Here is a 19,879-nt window from a genome sequence, read left to right on the forward strand (position 1 = left end):
GAGTCTCTTCCACTCGTCACGGTGCGTCGCCGTCGACGGGTCTCATCAGCGTGCCGCCGGTTCGGCGGCCGTTCGGGACGACGGGGAGAACAGCGCATGGGGTGGGTTCCGGCGGGCGACTACGAAGTCGCTCTGGAGGCGGGCAAAGTGGTCTGCCGCAACGGGAAGGGCCGACGGCTGAAGTCCGTCCCGGCCGGTCTGAAGGACGACCCGGCAGTCGTCGGGCTGCGGCAGCTGACCGAGTGGCTGGAACGCCACGCGCACCAGTGTCTGAGCGACGTCGAGCAGTGGATGGTGCGTTCGTTGCCCGTTCCCACGGCCGTGCTCGCCCAGGTCTGGCCCGATCCGGCGTGGCAGGCGGCCCTGCGGGACGTGGTGGTCACCGGCACCGACGGCGGGGTCGCCGGCTTCCTGCGGGACGTCGATCCCGACCGGGGCCTCGGCCTCGTCGACCTGGACGGCGACACGGTCCGCATCACCCCGGACGTCGTCAGCGTGCCCCACCCCGTCCTCCTCGACGACCTCGACGAGCTGCGGGAGTTCGCGGTCGAACTGGGGGTGCGTCAGAACGTCGACCAGCTGTTCCGCGAGGTCTGGCGCCGGCCCCCCGGCCTCGCCCCGGACACCACCTCCGTGGACACCTACGGCGGCGGCGTCTTCAAGGAACTGCGCTTCCTGCACGGCCGCGTCACCCAACTCGGGTACCGGGCACGCGGTGGATACGCGGTCTGCCCGGTCATCGAGGACGGCGCCACCGCCGAGGCGCGGATCTGGATCGGCGAGCACGACGGATACGACGAGTACGGCACCGAGACCGGCCCCCTGGGCTGGACCGACCCCGCCGGGCGTGCGCTGACGGCCGCCGAGGTCGGCCCCGTCGCGTGGTCCGAGGGCATGCGTATGGCGGCGGCGCTCTACGCCGGCCGCGACGTGCAGGACGAGGAGCGAGCGGCATGAGCACCACGACGACGTACACCCACGCGAACACGGTGGTGGAGGGCGGGGCGGTGGTGACCGCCCGGACCCGGGGCGGAAACACGTCCACCCCTGCCGACGACGCCCGTGCGGCGGCCCTGCTGGACGCGGGCGCGGTCCTCCCCGTCGCCACCACCGACCGGGAGGACGCCGACGCACTGACCGCCCGCACCTACACGCACACCGCCCTCGGCGACCGCCCCGTGGTCCGGCTCGTGCCCGGCACCCTCGGCGAAGCCGAGGACCTGGCGCTGGAGTTCCTCGGGCTGGCGCGGACCGCGGAGGCCCCCGTCGTGGGCCAGGTGCGCCGCGAGACGCTCGGTTTCCCGGCGTGGGCGCTGGTCAACGACCCGGCCAACGGGCACCACGCCCTGGCCCTGGTCAAGGACATCGAGCGGCTGGGCCGACAGGCCAAGACCCGCGCCGGAGCGGCCAAGGAGGGTTTCGACGCACTCGGCACCCGGCTCGGCCGGGCCGTGCCCCACTTCCTCCCCACCTACTACGAACAGGTCGCACGCCTCTTCCTCCAGGCGGAGAACACCACCTACGCCGCCTCCTTCTTCGGCAAGGCCCGCGAGGCCGAGCGGGTGCACGGGCTGGCCGTGGACGAGGACCGGCAGCGGGCCGTCTTCCTGGAGTTCGCCTTCGCCGGCGCGCTGACCGTCAAGGCACTGCGGCAGTACGTGCGCGACCTGGTGGCCCGGCTCGGAGCGGTGGACGCCTGGACGCAGTTCCGCCGTCTCCTGGTCGAGCGCTGCGCGGCCGGCATGCCACCGTACGCGGCGCTGCCGCAGGACGTGCGCGCGCTGGTCAAGGCCGCCGGGCTGGACCGCGAGGCCGCCGAACGCGAGCTGGTGGCCGACTTGATCGGCTCCCCGGGAGTCGTCCGCGCGCCCGCCTCGTTCTGGACGACCTACCGCTCCGCGCTCATCGCCCTCGCCCGACAGGACGCGTCCGTGCGGGTCCGGCTCCTCGGCTTCTTCCCGGAGACCTCCGGTGAGAGCGGCCACGACACCGACGGCGAACCCGGCTGGCTCGCGCTGCTGACCGAGTCGGGGGCCGAGGACCTGCTGACCGCCCTTCCGGACACCTCCGACGATGTTCCCGGCGACTCCACAGCCCCGTCCGTCTCCCCGGCGGACTGGCTCGCCCGCTGGGAGGGACACCGCCGGCGCCACCGGGTCACCTCGGGCCGCAGCCCCCAGACCCTCGACCTCGCCGCCCGGATGGCGGAGCGGCTGCGCGCCGACGGGCGCCCCGTCGAGCTGTTCCAGGGCCGTTGGCAGAGCACCGCCGACCTGGACCTCCTCGACCTCTGCCTGGCCTCCGGCGTCCCCGTCGCCGAGCCGGACGACCGGGGGGCCCGCACCGCACGGTCCGGCGGCCTCCCGCTCGGCCAGTGGCTCACCGACACCGCGCCCGGCGCGCGGGATCTCGCCGCCGTCGCCGAACGTCCGGTCTTCCGCGCCCTGCTGCGCCAGAACGTCGGTGGCCTCGGTGAGGGACACGGTCAGCTGGACGGCGCCGGCATGGCGAAGCTGGCGGCCCACCCGGTGCTCTCCGTCATCCTGCGGGAGTGGCTGACCGCCGGTGCCGAGGAGTACACGGCCGCGCGGGGTCTCCCCGGGCTGCAGGCCGCGTTCAGCAGACTCTCGGCGTTCCGCTCCGTGGCCGCGGACGTCGCCCCGGAGGCCGTACGACTCCTCGGGGACCACGATGTCGTGCCGCTGCTCGCTTCCACCCTGCGTACCGGCGTACTCGACGAACTGGGCTGGCCCGCGCTCGACGAGACCTACACCGAGCTGGCCGCCGAGGTCGCCGCCACCCCGCGTCAGGGGCACCACCGGTCGCAGGGCGTGGGTGTCACCGGCGCCTGGCCCGCGCTGATCCTCCACACCCTCGAACGAGCTGTCGTCGTAGGCCCGGAAGGCGTGCTGCTGCGGCACGCCCTGCGGCTGCCGGCCACCGTCGACCACTGGCGTACGTTCGCCTTCCGCTACGTCGACGGCGAGTTGCTGGTCATCTGGTGGGAGGACGGCAAGCAGTGCGGCTACTGGTCGCACCGCCCCGCCGACGTGTTCACCGTCGGCGGGGAACAGATCCCCCGCTGGGGCGGTTCCGGCGCCTCGGAGGAGGTCGGCGTGCCCCTGTCCGGCGGAGGCCGTGCGACCGGCGGCAAAGCCCTGCACGCGGGCGACACCTCCCTCCCGCCCCAGCGCGCCGTCATCGCCGACGGCACCGGCCACTGGCGGGAGGGCCACGAGGGCACGCAGCGGGTGTGGCTGGAGTACGACCCGGCCGCCGGCACGCACGGCCGCGCATCCCTCCCCGCCTTCCTGCGCTCCGGGGTACGGGACGGCAGCCGGCTCCTCACCGAGCACTGCCAGGTGCTGCCCCTGCAACCGGGTCTGGAGGCCACCCCGTTCGGCACGGACGGCACCGTCCTCGGACGCTGGGTGCGCCGCACGGTCACCGAGCCCGGCACGGCCGCTCCCGCCGACGGGCACCGGGTCGTCGCGGGCACCCCCGACGGCCGCACGGTCACCCTGCCGCACCCGCTGCCCGGCGGCGGCTCACCGGTACCGCTCGGCGCCCTCACCCTGCCCGGCGGGTCCCGGCCCATCGCCGCCCTGCGCCACCGCTCCGTCGAAGCGCACCCGGCGGACACGGACGGCACCGGGGGCAGGCTGTGGTCCGTCAGCACCGGTTCCTCCGGCGGAAGCGACGCGGCAGGCACCCCCTACGTGCCTCCCGTCGCCTACTGGCACGCCCTGCGCCCGAGGGACGAGCGGGGTTCCACCGCCTTGCGGAACCTGACGGACTCCCGGGCGGGTCAGCTGTTCGAGGCGGTGGTCGACGCGCTCGTCGGGCACCATCAGGCGTTCCGGGCCGTCGAGGAGTACACCGGGCCCTCGTCGCGGGAGCTGAGCGAGGATGCCGTTGCCCGGGTGCTGCCCGAGGTGTCCGACCCACGGCTCCTCGCGGGCGTCACCGCGATCGTGCGCACCGCGGTGGAGCGGGGCGCCACGACCGCCCGGTACGTCGAGCCGCCCGAGCCGGTGCAGCCTGCCACCCCCCGGGACACCGCGCGTACCCGAGGCATGTTCTTCGACCAGGAGCCGGAGCACGGCGACGACACGACCCTGCGGGACGCCTCCGCCTGGGGCTCCGAGCGGATGCGCGGCGGCTGGTGGGGAGCCGGCAGCCGATGGACGACGATCCGACAGATCCTCGCCGTCAACCATGTGCTGAGCGGCGAGCCGGCGTTCGGCCCGCCCGCGCCGTCCAAGGTCCCGTTCGTTCCGGTGAACGGCTGGCACCGGGACGAGTGCACCGTGCCCGGAGAGTCCCTGACCTGGACCTTACTCCTCGACGGGCTCCCCGAACTGGCCTACCGGGCCGCCTCGGCGACCACGTCACCCGAGCACCGCGCCGGACTCCTCCTCCTGCTGGAAACCCTCGCCGCCGGCCCGCTGGCCGACCCGGCGGGCACCGTCCGGCAGGTGGAGCTCGTCGAGCTGTTCGCTGCGGGGGCTTCCGTACCGGGGCGCCACGAGCCCGTGCACCGCCTCGGCCAAGTGCTGCGCAAGGGCGCCCGCACCGTGGTGATCCTCGCCGGCCGCGGCCAGAACTCCAGGAGCGACGGGGTGCGCTGGCTCGCCCTGGACCACGACCCGACCGGCGCCTTCGGCCCCGTCCCCGGCTTCACCCTGGACCAGGAGCACGTCCACCGGCGGGGCATCGCCCGCGACCGGCTCGCCCGGCTCACGGCCCTGGTCCGCGAGCAGGGCCCGGCACCCTGGCGTCCGGAGGCCGCCGAGGCCTTCCACGCGGCCACCGGGATCGGTCCCCTCCAGTCCGCCGTCCTGCTGTCGGCAGCCGTCGTGGAGCCCGGCGCCGAGGCGCTCGCGCTGCTCGGGGCGAAGACGCGTGCCTTTGAGGCCGCCCACGCGAGACTGGGCGCACTGCCCCGCGACGACCGGCACGCCCTGCTCCGGGCACTGCTCCCCACGGACCCGGCCGGACTGTGGTCCACGGGCCCCGACGTCCGGGCCGCCGGCGAGGTCTGGCAGGAGCGACTGGCCTCCCTCGTCCGCGTCCCCGAGGAAATGGACCTCGACCTGTCGGGAACCACCTCGGGCGCCGTCGACCTGATCCTCAACGCGGGCTCCCGTACCTGGCTCGCCCATGGCACGGATGTCCAGGACGGCACCGGCCGCCCGAGCCTGTTCCGGGTGGCCGCACGCGGCGCGGTCTCCTCGGCCCTGACCGCCTTGCACACCCTCGCCTACACGCTGCCGTACGGTCACCCTCTGCGGGCGCACCTGCCCGTGGGGCTCGCGGCGCTGCGCAACCGCCTCGCCGATCCGGGCCTGGTGCTGGACCTCGGTCTGGAGTGGACCGAGTCGGGGAACTCGATCGGCCCCGCCGTCCGCGCGGCCCACGGGCTCCCCGAGTCGGGCGGAGCCGACGCCGACGGTCTGGTCCGGGCCGGCACGGCGCTGCTCCTCGCACCCGGCCACGGGAACAACGAGAAGCTGCTGATTCGCCCGGCCGGCCTGGCAGGCCCCGACGACCCCGCGTTCGGACTCGTCGAGGGCACCTTCGGCCGGCACAGCACCGTCGATCTCCTTGCCCTGCGCGCGCTGCTCGGCGGGGAGACCGCCGCGCTGGCCTCGGCGGGCGCCCCCGACGGCTCCCCGCACCATCCCGCCCAGGACCCGACCCGTGCGGTGCCGGATCTGGTGACCGAGGCCGCCGGCACCCTCGGCCTCGGCGCGGACGCCGCCGCCCTCTATCTGATGCTGCTCGCCCTGCCCGACCCGACGGACCGCAACTGCGCCCGCTGGACCGGGTGGAAGCCGGCACGGATCAAGAAAGCCCGCTCGGAACTGGCCGTCACCGGCCTCGTCGTGGAGGCGAAGCGCTCCCGCGCCGGCCGTACCCTCTTCCTCCCCTGCGGCTGGCTCGAACGCGCAGCCCCGGGACTGCCGCTGGAGACCTGGAAGGAACGCCTGTATCCGGTGGCCGGATCCACCCGGACCCTGCCGCACCTCCCCGTGCCCGAGCTGTTCGCAGCCGCCTGGGCGCGGGTCCGCGGCGGCGACGCGCCCGCCTTCGAAGAACTGGACACCCGCCCCACCCGGAAGGGCCGCCGCCGATGACGAACGACAGCACCATCATGGACAGCACCTCCATGGGCGACCTCCCCGACCGGGCGACGGCGCCCGGCCGGGAGCACCGACAGGTCACACCGCCCGAGGACCGGTACGCCACCGAACTCGCCTTCCTCGCCGCCCACGACTCCGGACCCCGCCCACCGGCCTGGCTGCTCACCCCGCGCGCCGTCGTCACCTTCGTGATGGGCAGCGCGGGCGAGGCACTGAGCCTGCCGAAGGGCGCCCGGCCCGGAGCCGGGGTGCCGCGCCGCCTGGTGATCCAGCAGAAGTTCGTCGGGGAGCGCGCTCTGGTCGAACGGTGCGTGGTCACGCTCGCCGGAGAGCGCGGGCTCCTCCTCGTGGGCGAACCCGGCACCGCCAAGTCCATGCTCTCCGAGTTGCTGGCGGCGGCGCTCTGCGGGACCAGCGCGCTCACCGTGCAGGGCACCGCGGGCACCACCGAGGACCAGCTCAAGTACGGCTGGAACTACGCGTTGCTGCTCGCCCAGGGGCCCACCGAGCAGGCTCTGGTGCCCTCCCCGGTACTCACCGCCATGACCCGGGGGGCAGTTGCTCGCATCGAGGAGGTCACCCGCTGCCTGCCGGAGGTCCAGGACGCCCTCGTGTCACTGCTGTCCGAGCGGCGGATCGCGGTCCCCGAACTCACGGGAAGCGAAGGCGCCCAGGTGCACGCGGCCCCCGGATTCACCCTCGTCGCCACCGCCAACCTGCGGGACAAGGGCGTCTCGGAGATGTCCGCCGCACTGAAGCGGCGCTTCAACTTCGAGACCGTGGGGCCCATCGGTGACGTGGACGCCGAGACCGCGCTCGTCCGGAGCCAGTCGCGGGGGGCCGTCGAACGCGTGGGCGCCGCCTACCAGGTGGACGACGCGGTACTCGACGCCCTGGTCACCGCCTTCCGGGACCTGCGAGACGGACGATCGGCGGAGGGGTGGGAGGTCGAGCGCCCCTCCACGGTGATGAGTACGGCGGAGGCGGTCTCCGTCGCGGGCGCTCTCGGCCTTGCCGCCGCCTACTTCCCCGGCGACCGGGACGTGCTCTCCCTTCTGCCCGGCCACCTGCTCGGCGTCGTCCGAAAGGACGACCCCGCCGACGCGGCGCGGCTTCTCGGGTACTGGGACGGGCCCGTGCGCAGGCGCGCGGAGCAGGGGTCGGCCACCTGGCGCGCCCTGTGGGAACTGCGCGCGGTACTGGAGAACTGACGGATGAGCGACTCGATCACCTCCGGCACGCGGTCCGCCGCCGATGCGTCACCCGCCGCGGGGGCGCCGGCCGCTTCCCCGGCGCACGGCCCGGCGGCCGGGCCCGCCACCCCGGAAGCCGCGGTGGCGGCGCTCGCGGCGGCCGGACCCGGGTTGCCGTTCCTGATCGGGGTGCGCCACCACGCGCCTTCGCTGGCGGCCGCCCTCCCGGCACTGCTGGACGCGGCGGCCCCCGATGTCCTGCTCGTCGAACTGCCGGCCGAGTTCCAGCCCTGGCTGGGCTGGCTCGCCCACGAGGAGACCGTGGCCCCGGTGGCCCTGGCCGCCGTGCCCTCCGACGGGCCCGGGACCCACTCGGCCGGCGAACGGCATCCGGCCTTCTACCCGTTCGCCGACTTCTCGCCCGAACTGGTCGCTCTGCGCTGGGCGGTGAGCAACGGGGTCCCGGCCGTGGCCTGCGATCTGCCACTCGCCGACCGGGCATGGGCGGGGGGCGGTCCGGCGACCCCCACCCACGCCCCCGCCTCCGCCCCTGGCCCCGGGCCCGTACTGGGGGAGGGGCACGGGCTGTCCGACGCTCTCCGGTCCCGGCTCACCGGCCGGGACGGTGATGACCTGTGGGACCGGCTGGTGGAGGCCCTTGCGCCCGGCTCGACACCGGAGGCGCTCCGCCGCGCCGCCCTGCTCACCGGCTGGGCGCTGCGCCACGAGGCCGAGGCGCGAGGTGGGGTGCCCGGTACGGATCTGGCGCGCGAGGCATGCATGCGCGGACATGTCGCCTCGGCCCTGGCGGGCGGGCGGCGGCCCGCCGTGGTGGTGGGAGCCTTCCACGCCCCGGCGCTGCTTCCGTCCGCCGCCGTCGCTGCCGCGGCTGCGGCTGCGGCTGCGGCGGCCCCCGCACCGGACACGTCCGCCGCCGCGCCCGGCCCGGGCGCGGACGGACAGGCGGACGGTGCCGGCGGGACGGCGGCGTGCACGGTCTCCCTGGTGCCCTACACGTACCCGCTGCTCGACTCACGCTCCGGGTACCCGGCCGGCATCCGGGACCCGGAGTGGCAGCACACCGTTCTGGACGCCGCCGGGGACCCGGCCGCGCTGCACGAGGCGCTGATCCGCACCGCCGTCCGGGTCTGCGTCGCCCTGCGCGAACAGGGCCACCCCTACGGTCCGGCCGACGGCCGGGAGGTCGTCCGGGTCGCCGGGGACCTGGCCCGCCTGCGCGACCTGCCCGCACCCGGCCGCGGCGAACTCCTGGAAGCCGTGCAGACGGTGCTGGGGCGCGGCGAGACCTACGGCACGGGGCGCGCCGTCGCACGCGCCCTCGAACGCGTACTCGTCGGAGCCCGTACCGGACGGCCCGCGCCCGGCGCTCCGCGCGGTGGTCTGGGCCCCGCGGTCGAGGCCGAGACCGCGGCGCTCTCCCTCCCCGGCCCGCAGGACGCGCACGAGAGGATTCCGCGCGACGTCCGGCTCGATCCGGCGCGCTCCGCCCTCGACCGGCGCCGCGAAGTGCTGCTCCGCAGGCTGGCGGTGTGCGGAATCCCCTACGCGCAGGAGCAGCGGGTGACCGGCGCGGCGGGCACCGAAGGGCTCACGACGCGCTGGCAGGTGCGGTGGACCCCGGCGACGGCCGCGATGCTCACCGCGGCCGGGGCCCGCGGCGTCACTTCCCTCCAGGCCGCCGAGGGCGTTCTGCGGCAGCGGCACGCGGCCGAGCGGGCGGAAGGCGGCCCGACGGCCGCCCAGGTCATCGGCGGCCTCACGGAAGCCGCCGAGTGCGGGCTCCCCGGACTGGCCGACGAACGGCTGACGGAACTGGCGGCCGTACTCCCCGCGAGCGGTACCCTTCCCGAACTCCTGGCCGGCCTCGAACTGCTGGATCGCATCGACGCCGGCCACCTGCCGGGTCTGACCGCCCCGGGCGACCCCTCGGCCCCGGAGACCACCGCTTCCGCCCCCGCCTCCGCCGCGGTGTCCGTCCGTGCCGACCGCACCGCGGGCGCGGCCGACCTCCTGACCGCGGCCGCGGTCCGTCAGATCGACGGCCTGGCCGGCTCCGACGAGCCGGAGGACGCCCGCGCGCTCCTCGAACTCGCGCAGCGGGCAGACCGCTCGGGCGGAATCAGGCTCACCGATGCCCTGACCCGGCTGGCCACCGGCGGCACCCCGTTGATCGCCGCGGCCGCCGGAGCGGTCAGGGTGCTCACGGGCCACGAAGATGCCCGGACCTTCGGGACGCGCGTCGCCTCCTGGGTCGACGGAGCCGTGGACAGCACCTCGCGGGCCACGCTCACCGCCCGCCTCACCGGCGTCCTGACGGTTGCGGGACCGCTCCTGACCGTCGGTGCCGACGCCCTGGACCCGTTGCTGCACCGGGTCGTCGAGTTGGACGACACCGCATTCCTGGCCCGGCTGCCGGCCCTGCGCGGTGGCTTCGACACCCTGAGCCCGGCCACCCGGGACCGGCTGCTGGAAACCGTCGAGGAACGGCTGGGCGAACAGGTCGGCAACCTCGACGCGGACGATCCCACCGCACTGGCCCGCCGAACGGCCGCCGACCTCGCGGCCCGCGAGCTTCTGACCAGCCTCTGCCTGCCTCTGCCGGCACCCGCGCACGACGACCGGTTCCCGCCGCTGTCCGAGGGCCGAGCCGCAACACGCCCCGCCGTCGAACCCCTCGCCGAGGGCGCCCCCGCGCGCACCCTCGCGCCCACCGACCGGTGGCGGCTCGTGCTCGGCCGCCGCACCGATCAACTGCCGTCCGGCGCCGCCCGCCTGGCGACCGCTCTCGACGAGCTCTACGGTGCGGGACACGGTGAGGGATCCCGCGGAAGCCGGCCCGGCCCCGGAAACGCCGGCGGCTCGGGACGGCGCGGGGGCCGGGAACCGTCGTTCCCCGGCGTCCGTGAGTGGTCCGAGGAACTGGCCGCGCTCTTCGGCCCGGGCATCCGCGAGGAGGTACTCGCCGCCGCAGCAGCGACGGGCCGCCGGGACGTCCTCGCCGAACTCGACCCCGCGGCCGCCACCCCCTCGGTGGAACTGCTCCGGACGATCCTGCGGTACGCCGGCGGCCTCCCCGAAGCCCGCCTCGCGGCGCTCCGTCCGCTCGTCCGCCACCTGGTCGACGAACTGACCCGGCAGCTCGCCAGTCGGCTGCGCCCCGCCCTCACCGGCACGATGACGGCCCGGCCCACCCGTCGCCCCGGCGGCGGACTGGACCTGCCACGCACCCTGCGTGCCAACCTGGCCACCGCACGCCGGACGGCCGACGGAACGGTCCGGGTGATCCCCGAGAAGCCGGTCTTCCGCAGTCGCTCCCGCCGGTCGGCCGACTGGCGCCTGATCCTGGTCACCGACGTCTCCGGATCCATGGAAGCGTCCACGATCTGGTCCGCGCTGACCGCCTCCGTACTCGCCGGGGTGCCGACCCTGAGCACCCACTTCCTGGCCTTCTCCACGGAGGTCGTCGACCTCACCGGACACGTACACGATCCCCTCTCCCTCCTGCTGGAGGTGAGCGTGGGCGGGGGCACGCACATCGCCGCCGGGCTGCGGCACGCCCGCAGCCTGATCGCGGTGCCCACCCGCACCCTCGTCGTCGTCATCAGCGACTTCGAGGAGGGCGCGCCGCTCGGCGGACTCCTGGCCGAGGTGCGGGCCCTGGTGACCACCGGCTGCCACGTCCTCGGGTGCGCCAGCCTCGACGACGCCGGCCGGCCCCGCTACTCGACGGGCGTCGCCGGGCAGCTCGTGGCCGCAGGCATGCCGGTCGCGGCCCTCAGCCCACTCGAACTGGCCCGCTGGATAGGGGAGAAGACCGCATGACCGCCGTCCAGTTGCCACCCGTCGCGCCCGAGGTCACGGCCACGCTGGTGGAAGACCTCTCGCCCCGGCTGCGCAAGCGGCTGGACGCGGCAGTCACCAAACTCGGCGCCCGCCCGGCGCATCGCGTGGGGGACACGGTGACGATCGCGGTCGACGACGAGACCGAGTTGCGCCTGCACGCTCCGGGCGGTGTGGTGACGACGGCGGACGCCATCACCTGCGGCTGCCTCCTCGCCCCGGCATGCGTCCACCGCGCGGCCGCCGCCTGCGCCGCGCCCACGGCGGACCCGCCGCCGGAGCTCGCCGACCAGCCCTCTCGGGCACACCCCCTGCCCGCCTCGGCGACGGCTCCCGGCTCCACCCCCGCCAGGGCCGATGCCTTCACCGCGGGCTCTGACTCCTCGCTCGACGAGGAGGCGAGCCCCGCCCAGCGCGCCGCGGCCGACGCCCTGTGGTCGGCCGGCGCCGCCGTGCTGGAGACCGGCGTCGACGGGGCCGGGGCCGTCACCCAGTCGGTCCTCCTCCGCGCGGCGCACACCGCCCGGCTCCGGAACCTGCCGCGCCCCGCGGGCGCCGCGCTGTCCGTCGTCACGCTGCTGCGCGCGGCCCGCTCCGGGGACCCGTCCTACCGCACCCCCGACCTCGTCACGGCCCTGACCGAACTCCTGAGCACCGCACACCGGGTGCGGACGGCGTCCGGCGCCGAACTGGCCGCCGTCAGAGGCCGCGCGCGCCGCCCCTACAGCCCGGACGGCTCGCTGCGCCTGTACGGCCTCTTCACCGAACCCGTGGTTACCGACTCCGGGCACGGAGGCGTCCGTACCTGGGTTGCCGGATCCGACGGCCGTCTCTGCACGGTCGGTGACGTGGCGCCCGGCGGCGTCGGGCGGGCCCTGGGCGTGGCCGACCGGGCCGTGCGCCTGGGGGACAGCGCGCTCACCCATCGGGAGCTGGGCCGGGCCGGTCTGGCGGTCTCGGGGGCGACGGTGTCGCCGGACGGCCGACTGGGCGCCGGGAAGGGCGTCAAGGCCGTCACCGCCCGGGGAGCGACATGGACAGAACCGCCGCTCGCCGCACTGTGGGAGGCGCCGCCGGCCGAACAGGCCGCCCGCGCCCTGCGGTCCACCTCCCGCCACGCCGAACCGGACGGCGGCGGCAGTGACCTGCTCTTTCTGGACGTCGAACTCCTGGGTGCCGTGCCGGAGCCGGGCGGCGTCTGCCTGCTCGCGCATTGCGGGGGAGGTATCGCCGTGCGGCTCACCGTCGCCGACGACGACCCCGCGCTGGCCCACCGCGACAACCTGATGCTGCTGGCCGCGGCGCCGGGAGCGCAGCTGAGGATCATCGGCCGCCTCGTGCCCGGCCTCCACCCCCGGCTCGCGCTTCTCGCCTGCTCGCACCCGACCGGCGAGGGGACGATCGACCTCGGCTTCGACCGACTGAGCCGCGCCGACCTGCCGGACCCGGCCGCCGCCGTCCGCTTTGCCCCGCCGACGGCCGGAGGACCCGGCGCCCACGCGTCCCTGTACCTCCTGGAGCGCCGGGTCGAACAGACGGTCCCGGCCGGCCGCGCCGCGCTCGGCATGCTGGGCGACGTAGGCACCGAGACGCGTCGCCTCACCCGCGCGGGCCTCCCCACGGCTGCCGGACTCCTGACCGCGCTGCGCACCTCGGCGGCCCGTCGCGAGCGCGACCCCTTCGGCCGCCTTCTCCCCGCCGATACCGACGGCTTCGCCCTGCACTGGCTCGCCGCCGCCCGTTACACGGCCGCCGTGTCCGAGTCCCTGTGCGCGGCGGCCTGGGAATGGACGCGGTAGCGCCGGACGCCCGGATGCCAGTCGCCCAGTCGCCCAGTCGCCCGGTCGCCCGGGAAGGAGCCCGCACTCTCTGTGAACAGTGGGGGAGCAGCGCGTCCGGGGCCGAGGCATGGACCGCTCGGTCGGTGACGACCAGCAGCCCTGCCTCGGCCCCAGAGCGGGAAATGAAGGTCAGCGCAAGGATTCTCTCCTCAGACCAGGTTGCGGTTGAAGGTGAGCGCCGGTACGGCGTTGCGGACCAGGGCGCGGGCCTGGTCGGGCCACCAAGCACCGGCGGCGGGGTCCACGATGCCGTATTCGGGATCCACGGTGCCGCCGGATATGCCACGGTTGCACTGGCCGTCCGACTGGCCCACGGTCTTGATCCAGAGGTAGGCGTCGACCAGGGGCACGTCCGTGCTGGCCGTAGGCCGTGCGCCCACGCCGCGGCCGGGGGCGTTGCACCAGACCTGGGCGTCGCCGCTGTACTTGCCCGCCGGCGGGGTCCAGGCGCCGCGCCCATTACGACTCGTGTCGACGACGAAGTGGGTGCGGCGGGCGGCGGGCGGGGTACCCACGTTCTGCTGGAACCACTGGTCGGTCCACCGCCAGGTGCTCGGGTCGTCAGGATCCACGGCGTTGCCGGGCAGCCCGTCGTTCGGTGCGGTCGGTGAGTAGTACTGACCGGCGCACCAGTCGGCGTGCCCGCGCGCCCAGTCGGGGCCTTCGGTGGCGAACCAGACGCAGTCGGAGACCCAGGTGCCGTAGTGATCGTTCAACTCGGTGGCCAGGTTGTTGGACACGTTGAGCGAGAACCCCTGGGTACGCGTCACCCCGGCCTGCAGCAGACGTTGGGCGATGTCGCCGACGCTCTTCCAGTGACTGTTGCCGGCGTCCAGATACACGGAGGTGCCGGGCTGTGCCTCCAGGGCGTCGATGGCGGCGTTGAGGTCGGCGATACGGCCGGCGCTGAGGGCACCCGTCGGATCGGAGTCGGGGCCGCAGTCGGAGGGCAGGTTCGCCAGACCGTCCGGTTCGAGGATGACCACCGCCTTGCCGGTGCCGATGCCCTGGGCGAAGGCATTGATCCACGCCTGGTACTCGGCGTCGGACTGCGCGCCGCCGGCCGAGTACTGCGAGCAGTCGCGCAGCGGGATGTTGTAGGCCACGAGCGTCGGGACCGTGCGGGTGCGCCCGGCCTCACGCATCAGCTTTCCCACCGCGCCCTTCACCTCCGCGGGGGTGCCGTCGGTGAACCAGGTGGCCTCCGGCCAGGTCGCCAGTTTCGCCATGGTGGCCGCACCGGCCAGGTCGTGGTTCTTCACGTCGGTGAGGGTCTGGCGGGCGGCGTCGCTGCCGGGATCGACATAGAAGCGCGTATTGCCGGGCAAGGTGTGGTCGGCCGCCCCGGGTGGCGGCGAAGCCACGGCCGGTGAGGAGAGGCCGAGCGCCAGGGCGGCGGCGGCGAGGAAGGGAGCGGATCGGGTCAGGAGGTGTGCCATCGGTCTCCTCGGACTGGGCGGACTGGGGGAGCGTGGGACCAGGTCGGCCGGAGCGCGGAGCGGATGCGTGGACCGCTCGGGCAGGCGGCCGCCGACGTCTGCGGCTGGACGGAGTTCAGTAGCCGTAGATCATCTTGTAGGCGGTCTCGGGGAGGAACTGACCGGCGGACGAGCCGGTGCCGGTGCCGCAGTTGCCGTCCGATTCGCCCGGGGTTTTGATCCACAGCAGCATCTCGGCGCCGCCGCCGGTCTGGCTGGGTGTGCCGATCTTGCGGCCGGCCGGGTTGCACCAGGCGCCGTTCGAGCCGTTGCCGTTGCGGCTGGTGTCGACCGTGAAGGGCCTGGTGTAACCGAAGGAACTCTGCAGCGCCGAGTTGACCGCGTTGGCGTAGGTCGTGTTCTGGGCGGTGGCGTAGTAGTTGGAGACGTTCAGCGCGAAGCCGTGCGTCCGGCTGAGACCTGCGGCGTTCAGGTGCTGGGCCATGGTGGCGGCGCTTATCCAGCCGGGGTTTCCGGCGTCCAGGTACACCCAGGTCTGGGGAGCCTTGGTGTTGAACTGGGTGATGGCGTTGTTGAGCAGCGCGTTGCGTTCGGCGATCTGGGCGGAGGTCATGCAGCTCACGTCGCCGAGAGCGTCCGGCTCCAGAACGACGATGGCGGGGCGGTTGCCGATGCCGTCGGCGAACGCCGCGATCCAGGAGTTGTACGCGGCGACGCTACCGGCGCCACCGCCCGACTGGCCGCCGCATATGTCGCGGTTGGGGATGTTGTACGCGACCAGGACGGGCAACTTGTTCACGGCGCGGGCCGCGCCGACGTAAGCGCCGGTAGCCGTGCCTATGGCACCACTCCAGTTACCGAACCAACGGGCCATGGGCTTGGACGCGATGGAGGCGCCGATGGCGGCGGCCCGCCCGTCTCCTGCGTTGGCGGCGGCCCAAACGGCGGGAGTCGAGTTCGGGTCGACGTAGAACCCGCTGGTGCTGGAGACGGGATCAGCCGCGTGCGCGGTGGTGGGGGCCGCGAGTGCCAGCGGTATGGCGAGCAGGATCGATGCGAGCAGACGTCGGGTGGGTCGGCGCATGGTGGGGCCTCTTCTCGACAGGGTCGTCCCCCGGCCGTGCGAGGCCGGCGGATCGACGAAGAGCGGGTGCGGGACGGGTGAGGGGCCGGACGTCGTCCATGCCCGGTGTGGTGGCCCGGCGGAGAGCTGCTGGAGCGCACCGTCCCGCCTGGTCAGGATCCTGCGTGAGGAACCTCGGAAGGAGGTTTTTTTGGAACCGCTTCCGGTCTGCTTTTCTACCCTCTGTCGCGCTGAGCCATCGTGGATCTGCCTCTCTGACTGTGTCAAGACATGTGCAAGAGCCTGTTCGCGCGACTGGAGTTGTGGGATGGGTGATTGCATTTCCGGAAGCGCTTCCGGTTGCGGGCGCGCGGTAAGGACGCGGAGGGGCGCTACCCTCCTGTCGTATCAAGATCGAGGTGATTGCCGTGGTGGACGAAACGACGCGCCGCAGGCCGACTCTGGACGAGGTGGCCGAGCGTGCGGGCGTCTCCCGTACCGCGGCATCGCGGGTGCTCAACAACGCACCGCACGTCAGCCGCGTCAAACGCGAAGCCGTGCAGCGCGCGATCCGGGAGCTGGGTTACGTCCCCAACCCCACGGCCCGCGCACTGGCGACACGGCAAGCCGGCGCGGTCGGGCTCATCGTCTCCGGCGACGACCCCGCGATCTTCGCCGACCCGTTCTTCGGACAGGTCGTCGCCGGTGCCACCACGGTGCTGGAGGAGACCGATCTTCACCTGATGGTCTGTCTCGCCACCTCGGCCCGGGGCCAGTTGCGGGTGCGCCAGATGCTGCGGACCCATGCGGTCGACGGCGTCATGCTGATGGCGCTGCGCGAGAAGGACCCGCTGACGCGGCTCGCCCTGGACGCGGGGGTGCCCGCGGTCTTCGGCGGACGGCCTCTGGGGGAGGACGTACCCTCCTTCGTGGACGTCGACAACGTCGGCGGCGCCCGGGCGGCCACCGAGCACCTGATCGCCCTCGGCCGTACCCGCATCGCGATGATCACCGGGCCACCCGACACCGATGTCGCCCGATCGCGCCTCCGCGGCTACCGCGAGGCACTCTCCCTGGCCGGGCTGACCCCGTACGGCGAGGAGGCCGGCGACTTCACCGAGCGCGGGGGAATCACCGCAATGGAAGCGTTGCTCGACCGCCGTCCCGACCTGGACGCGGTCTTCGCCGCCAACGACAACATGGCGGTGGGGGCACTGAGACCACTGCGCCACGCCGGTCGCGTGGTGCCCTCCGACGTCGCCGTCGTCGGCTTCGACGACCTGCCCGTCGCCGAAGCCTCCGATCCGCCCCTCACGACGATTCACCAGCCCATACAGGCCCTCGGTCGCGAGATGACACGGATGCTTCTCGCCCTCATGGGGAGCGAGAACCCGAGCCCTCTGATCCTGCCGACCAGGCTGGTCCGGCGGGAATCCGCGTAGCTCCCCAGCTCGTTGGCACCGGGAACCTACGGATCACACCGATGCTCCGGCTCCGGCTCGGGACGCAGGTGACGGCCCCAGGTCCGTGCCTTGCGGTAGGGGCCGTCGCTGTCGTACTGCGGCGTGTCGAAGGCGACCCGGTACAGCAACTCGCCGTCGTGGGCCTGAGCGTGCTCGTTGGGTTCGGGTGTACCGAGGGCATCGACCGTTCCAGCGAACTCAACCTGCCAGGGACCGTCCCGGACCGCGGCGCGGACGAACCACGACCCGGCTGCCCGGTGGCAGTGCACCCGCCGGCCAGGTCCGGGTCGAGGGGCGGCCGAGGATCTGCTCCACCGGCTGGCAGTCATCTGCACCCGCAGGAACAGGGCCGGGACCGTCTCTCATGCGGCCCACTCTGCCCGCGCACCTCCTTCAGGGGCGCCAGAAAGATGAGGAACAAGCCGAGGGGCGCCGCTTCTTCCCGCGGCACGGTCCGGACCTCGACAGCCCTGTCGTTGCGGTTCAGGAGCACACCCCGGTTTCTCGCAGACTGCCGTATTGCTCCCCCGGGCGGCGCCATGGTCAGAGAGACCACCCGAGAGGGGGGCGGTCATAGCGCCTCGGCACATTCGTCGACGAACGCGCAGAGCCGACGAATGAGGCTCAGGAAGTGGGGGGTGGGGTCCGTGTCGGACCACGGGTGAGGCGCCTCCCGGACCCACTCCTGCCACAAGCCGCCCGGTCCCAGGAAGCGCTCGACCTGACCACCTCCGAGGTTCAGGTCGATGAACTGGAGAGCGCCCATGACGACGGCCTGGTCGTATCCGAGGTCAGGGCGGCAGAGGTAGCGATCAAGATGGGCGGCGAGCAGGTCAGCGTCCCGCAGCGTTCCGAAACTCGCCAGGGCCACGCTGTAGGCCAGCCCGACGCAGCAGACCTCGCGGGCCAGCAGGAGTGATCCGAGGTGCTCCCGGAACTCGGCCCGGCGTGAGACAGCCACGAGCCAAGCGGCAGTTCTCCGCTCTCGCCGGCTGCCCTCAAGGAGCGTGGCGATCTCTTCCGGGGTGATAAGTCCCGCGTCCTCACGGAGATCTCGCATGCATCGGTCGTACTCAGGACTTTCCATGCGCAGCAAGCTGCCGCCGAGCTTCAGGTAGCGTCGTCCGGGCGCGACATAGCGGCGAACCAGGGCCAGCGCCTCGGCATCATCGCGAGGATTCCGTATCACACCGTCGATCTTGCCTTGCGGCGAAACAGAGCCAGCCCCTCCCTTGCCCTGATGTGAGCGAGTACGGCAGGCACGTGCGCCGAAGTAAGCGCTCAGACCCAAGGCCCGCAGATCAGCCGCCGTAGAGGCCCCACTCGTCGAGGCCCCCGTAGATGTGCGCTTCGAGGCATTGCGGGGCGTCGAGGCCCACGGCCTCACCCCGGTACACGGCGATGAGGGAATCCTTGCCCCGCCACCAGGAGTCGGTCACACCCTGTACTTCGGGCACTGGCTCGAATTCGCCGAGATCCAGCGCATCGACGGCCCTCCACGTGACTCTTGTGACGGTTGTGGCCCAGCGGCGGGCATGAGCGGCGAGCGCCAGGGATTCCAACCATCCGCCAGTGCTGGCATGCAGGGGCGTCCAGCAGTAGGCGTCGATACCAAACGCATCGTCGGGGCCGATCGCGAAGCTGTAAGCCATGGACGCCCGACAGTCCCCTGCCGGGAACGACCAGCCGACTGCGGGCATCTCCTCGGGGCAGTCGGCGTCCAGGATGCGCGGACCGCCCTCGTAGAACGGGGCCGCCGGCAGGGCGAGGCCGCCCCAGCGGTCCTGGAAGGCGGTGGCCCGTTCGACCTCCGCAGCGGGAACCCCGTGCCCGATCCACGCGTCGCGGTGTCGCCGGATGTCCTGCCGACGAACGCGGACGCCCTCCGTCTCGATGAACTGCTGGGCCCTGCGGCTCAGACCGCCAGGCGTGACCGGGACGGGCGATACGGACTGGTCAGCCACTACCGCTGCTCGCCATCACCGGCGTGGAGCACGGTTGACGCTCTGTCCCGCACGCGCCCCAGGCTGATCCCTGTGCGTTGCTCGATGGCGAGAAGGTGGTCGGAGGGCTCCAGCTCGACGTAGGGGCGCTCGCCGACCGGACGGGTATGGACGTGCGTCTTCAGGCTGAGCGTCGTCCTCGGGTACACCGGAAGGTCGGTGGTGAGCCGGCCGAAGTACGGCTCCTCGGTCTCGCGGCCGGGCCTCTCCCACAGATCTGAGGGCAGGGAGAAGCTCTCTCGGCTGAGCGAAACCCAGCCGCCCCAGGAGAACACCTCGTCACTGCCGATGACCGGTATCTCGATCAGGCCCTTGACGAAGCAGTGCTGCCCGCGGACCACGTCCTGGTCCGCAGAGAGCAAACGGTCGTCGGCGTCGGCGAAGGCTGGATCCCACGCGGCGGGGGCCTCGGCCGTACAGTTCATCGGCAGCTCCGGGTGGTGGGCTCCGCAGCACGCGCAAGTGGACCCCAAAGCAATGGACGTGGGCCCGAAGCCCGAGGGCTGCCCCCGCGATTCGTGGTGGATGGGTGCGCGGCGTCGGATGCGGTGCCTCGCAAGGCGGAGGGGCGTCCGCATACTGGATGTATGTGGACGTTCCGGCAACGTCGCGAGGTGCCGTGCCGGGCGGCGCGACCCCGGCCATGGTCCCTCGGACACCCACCCGGGCGTACGCGTGACGGGTTGGAGGACCGAAGTTCTCCCCGGCTCCGTCGGGATGCGCCGAGGGGCCGGTGCGCACATGCAGCACCGACCCCGACGTCACAGCTGGTGCCGCGCCCGGCAAGCTTTGCCCCGTCGCGGGGGGGGGGCCCCCCCCCACCCCGGGTTTACCAAAAAAACGTGTTAGGGGGTAAAAAGCACTTAAGGC

General features: G+C 73.5%; 11 protein-coding genes. 6 read left to right on the forward strand and 5 right to left on the reverse strand.

The genetic code is table 11. The features are described 5' to 3' along the window. Positions 1-96: 96 nt before the first annotated feature. Genes ACFYPN_RS17120 through ACFYPN_RS17140 form a run of 5 tightly spaced genes read left to right on the forward strand, consistent with a single transcriptional unit; the run spans position 97 to position 12,999 of the window. Positions 97-957 carry a DUF4132 domain-containing protein gene (locus tag ACFYPN_RS17120; protein WP_358757058.1) on the forward strand — a complete coding sequence of 287 codons (861 nt, stop codon included), beginning with the start codon at positions 97-99 and terminating at the stop codon, positions 955-957. Then, positions 954-6,140 (forward strand): hypothetical protein, encoded by a 5,187-nt coding sequence (locus tag ACFYPN_RS17125; protein ID WP_358757060.1) that lies wholly within the window; start codon positions 954-956, stop codon positions 6,138-6,140. The genes ACFYPN_RS17120 and ACFYPN_RS17125 overlap by 4 nt, the downstream gene beginning before the upstream one ends. Further along, positions 6,137-7,357 (forward strand): AAA family ATPase, encoded by a 1,221-nt coding sequence (locus tag ACFYPN_RS17130; protein WP_389298962.1) that lies wholly within the window; start codon positions 6,137-6,139, stop codon positions 7,355-7,357. Before ACFYPN_RS17125 ends, ACFYPN_RS17130 begins: the two co-directional genes overlap by 4 nt. A gap of 3 nt (positions 7,358-7,360) precedes the next feature. Next, entirely contained in the window at positions 7,361-11,182 is a 3,822-nt protein-coding gene (locus ACFYPN_RS17135) for a DUF5682 family protein (RefSeq protein WP_389298964.1), read from the forward strand. Further along, complete coding sequence (locus ACFYPN_RS17140) at positions 11,179-12,999, forward strand: hypothetical protein (protein ID WP_389298965.1); 1,821 nt, start codon at positions 11,179-11,181, stop codon at positions 12,997-12,999. The genes ACFYPN_RS17135 and ACFYPN_RS17140 overlap by 4 nt, the downstream gene beginning before the upstream one ends. Positions 13,000-13,190: 191 nt before the next feature. On the opposite strand, the gene ACFYPN_RS17145 is transcribed toward ACFYPN_RS17140, so the two are convergent. Continuing rightward, a complete protein-coding gene (locus ACFYPN_RS17145) occupies positions 13,191-14,480 on the reverse strand; it encodes a glycoside hydrolase family 6 protein (RefSeq protein ID WP_358757068.1) in 1,290 nt (429 codons plus the stop codon). Positions 14,481-14,595: 115 nt separating this feature from the next. Then, entirely contained in the window at positions 14,596-15,564 is a 969-nt protein-coding gene (locus ACFYPN_RS17150; RefSeq protein ID WP_389298966.1) for a glycoside hydrolase family 6 protein, read from the reverse strand. Positions 15,565-15,971: 407 nt separating this feature from the next. On the opposite strand from ACFYPN_RS17150, the gene ACFYPN_RS17155 reads away from it, so the two are divergent. Beyond that, positions 15,972-16,985 carry a LacI family DNA-binding transcriptional regulator gene (locus tag ACFYPN_RS17155; protein ID WP_389298971.1) on the forward strand — a complete coding sequence of 338 codons (1,014 nt, stop codon included), beginning with the start codon at positions 15,972-15,974 and terminating at the stop codon, positions 16,983-16,985. A 592-nt stretch (positions 16,986-17,577) separates the two neighbouring features. Here the strand turns inward: ACFYPN_RS17155 and ACFYPN_RS17160 are convergent. The 3 genes from ACFYPN_RS17160 to ACFYPN_RS17170 all read right to left on the reverse strand — a co-directional run bounded on the left by ACFYPN_RS17160 (position 17,578) and on the right by ACFYPN_RS17170 (position 19,434). Then, positions 17,578-18,195: a DUF6000 family protein gene (locus ACFYPN_RS17160; protein ID WP_389298973.1), complete on the reverse strand. Its 618-nt coding sequence runs from the start codon at positions 18,193-18,195 to the stop codon at positions 17,578-17,580. A 112-nt stretch (positions 18,196-18,307) separates the two neighbouring features. Then, entirely contained in the window at positions 18,308-18,970 is a 663-nt protein-coding gene (locus ACFYPN_RS17165) for a hypothetical protein (RefSeq protein ID WP_389298976.1), read from the reverse strand. Next, a complete protein-coding gene (locus ACFYPN_RS17170; RefSeq protein WP_389298978.1) occupies positions 18,970-19,434 on the reverse strand; it encodes a DUF2199 domain-containing protein in 465 nt (154 codons plus the stop codon). The genes ACFYPN_RS17165 and ACFYPN_RS17170 overlap by 1 nt, the downstream gene beginning before the upstream one ends. Positions 19,435-19,879: the final 445 nt, after the last annotated feature.

The organism is Streptomyces sp. NPDC005576 (assembly GCF_042871745.1).
In the GTDB taxonomy this organism is placed as follows: Bacteria; Actinomycetota; Actinomycetes; order Streptomycetales; family Streptomycetaceae; genus Streptomyces.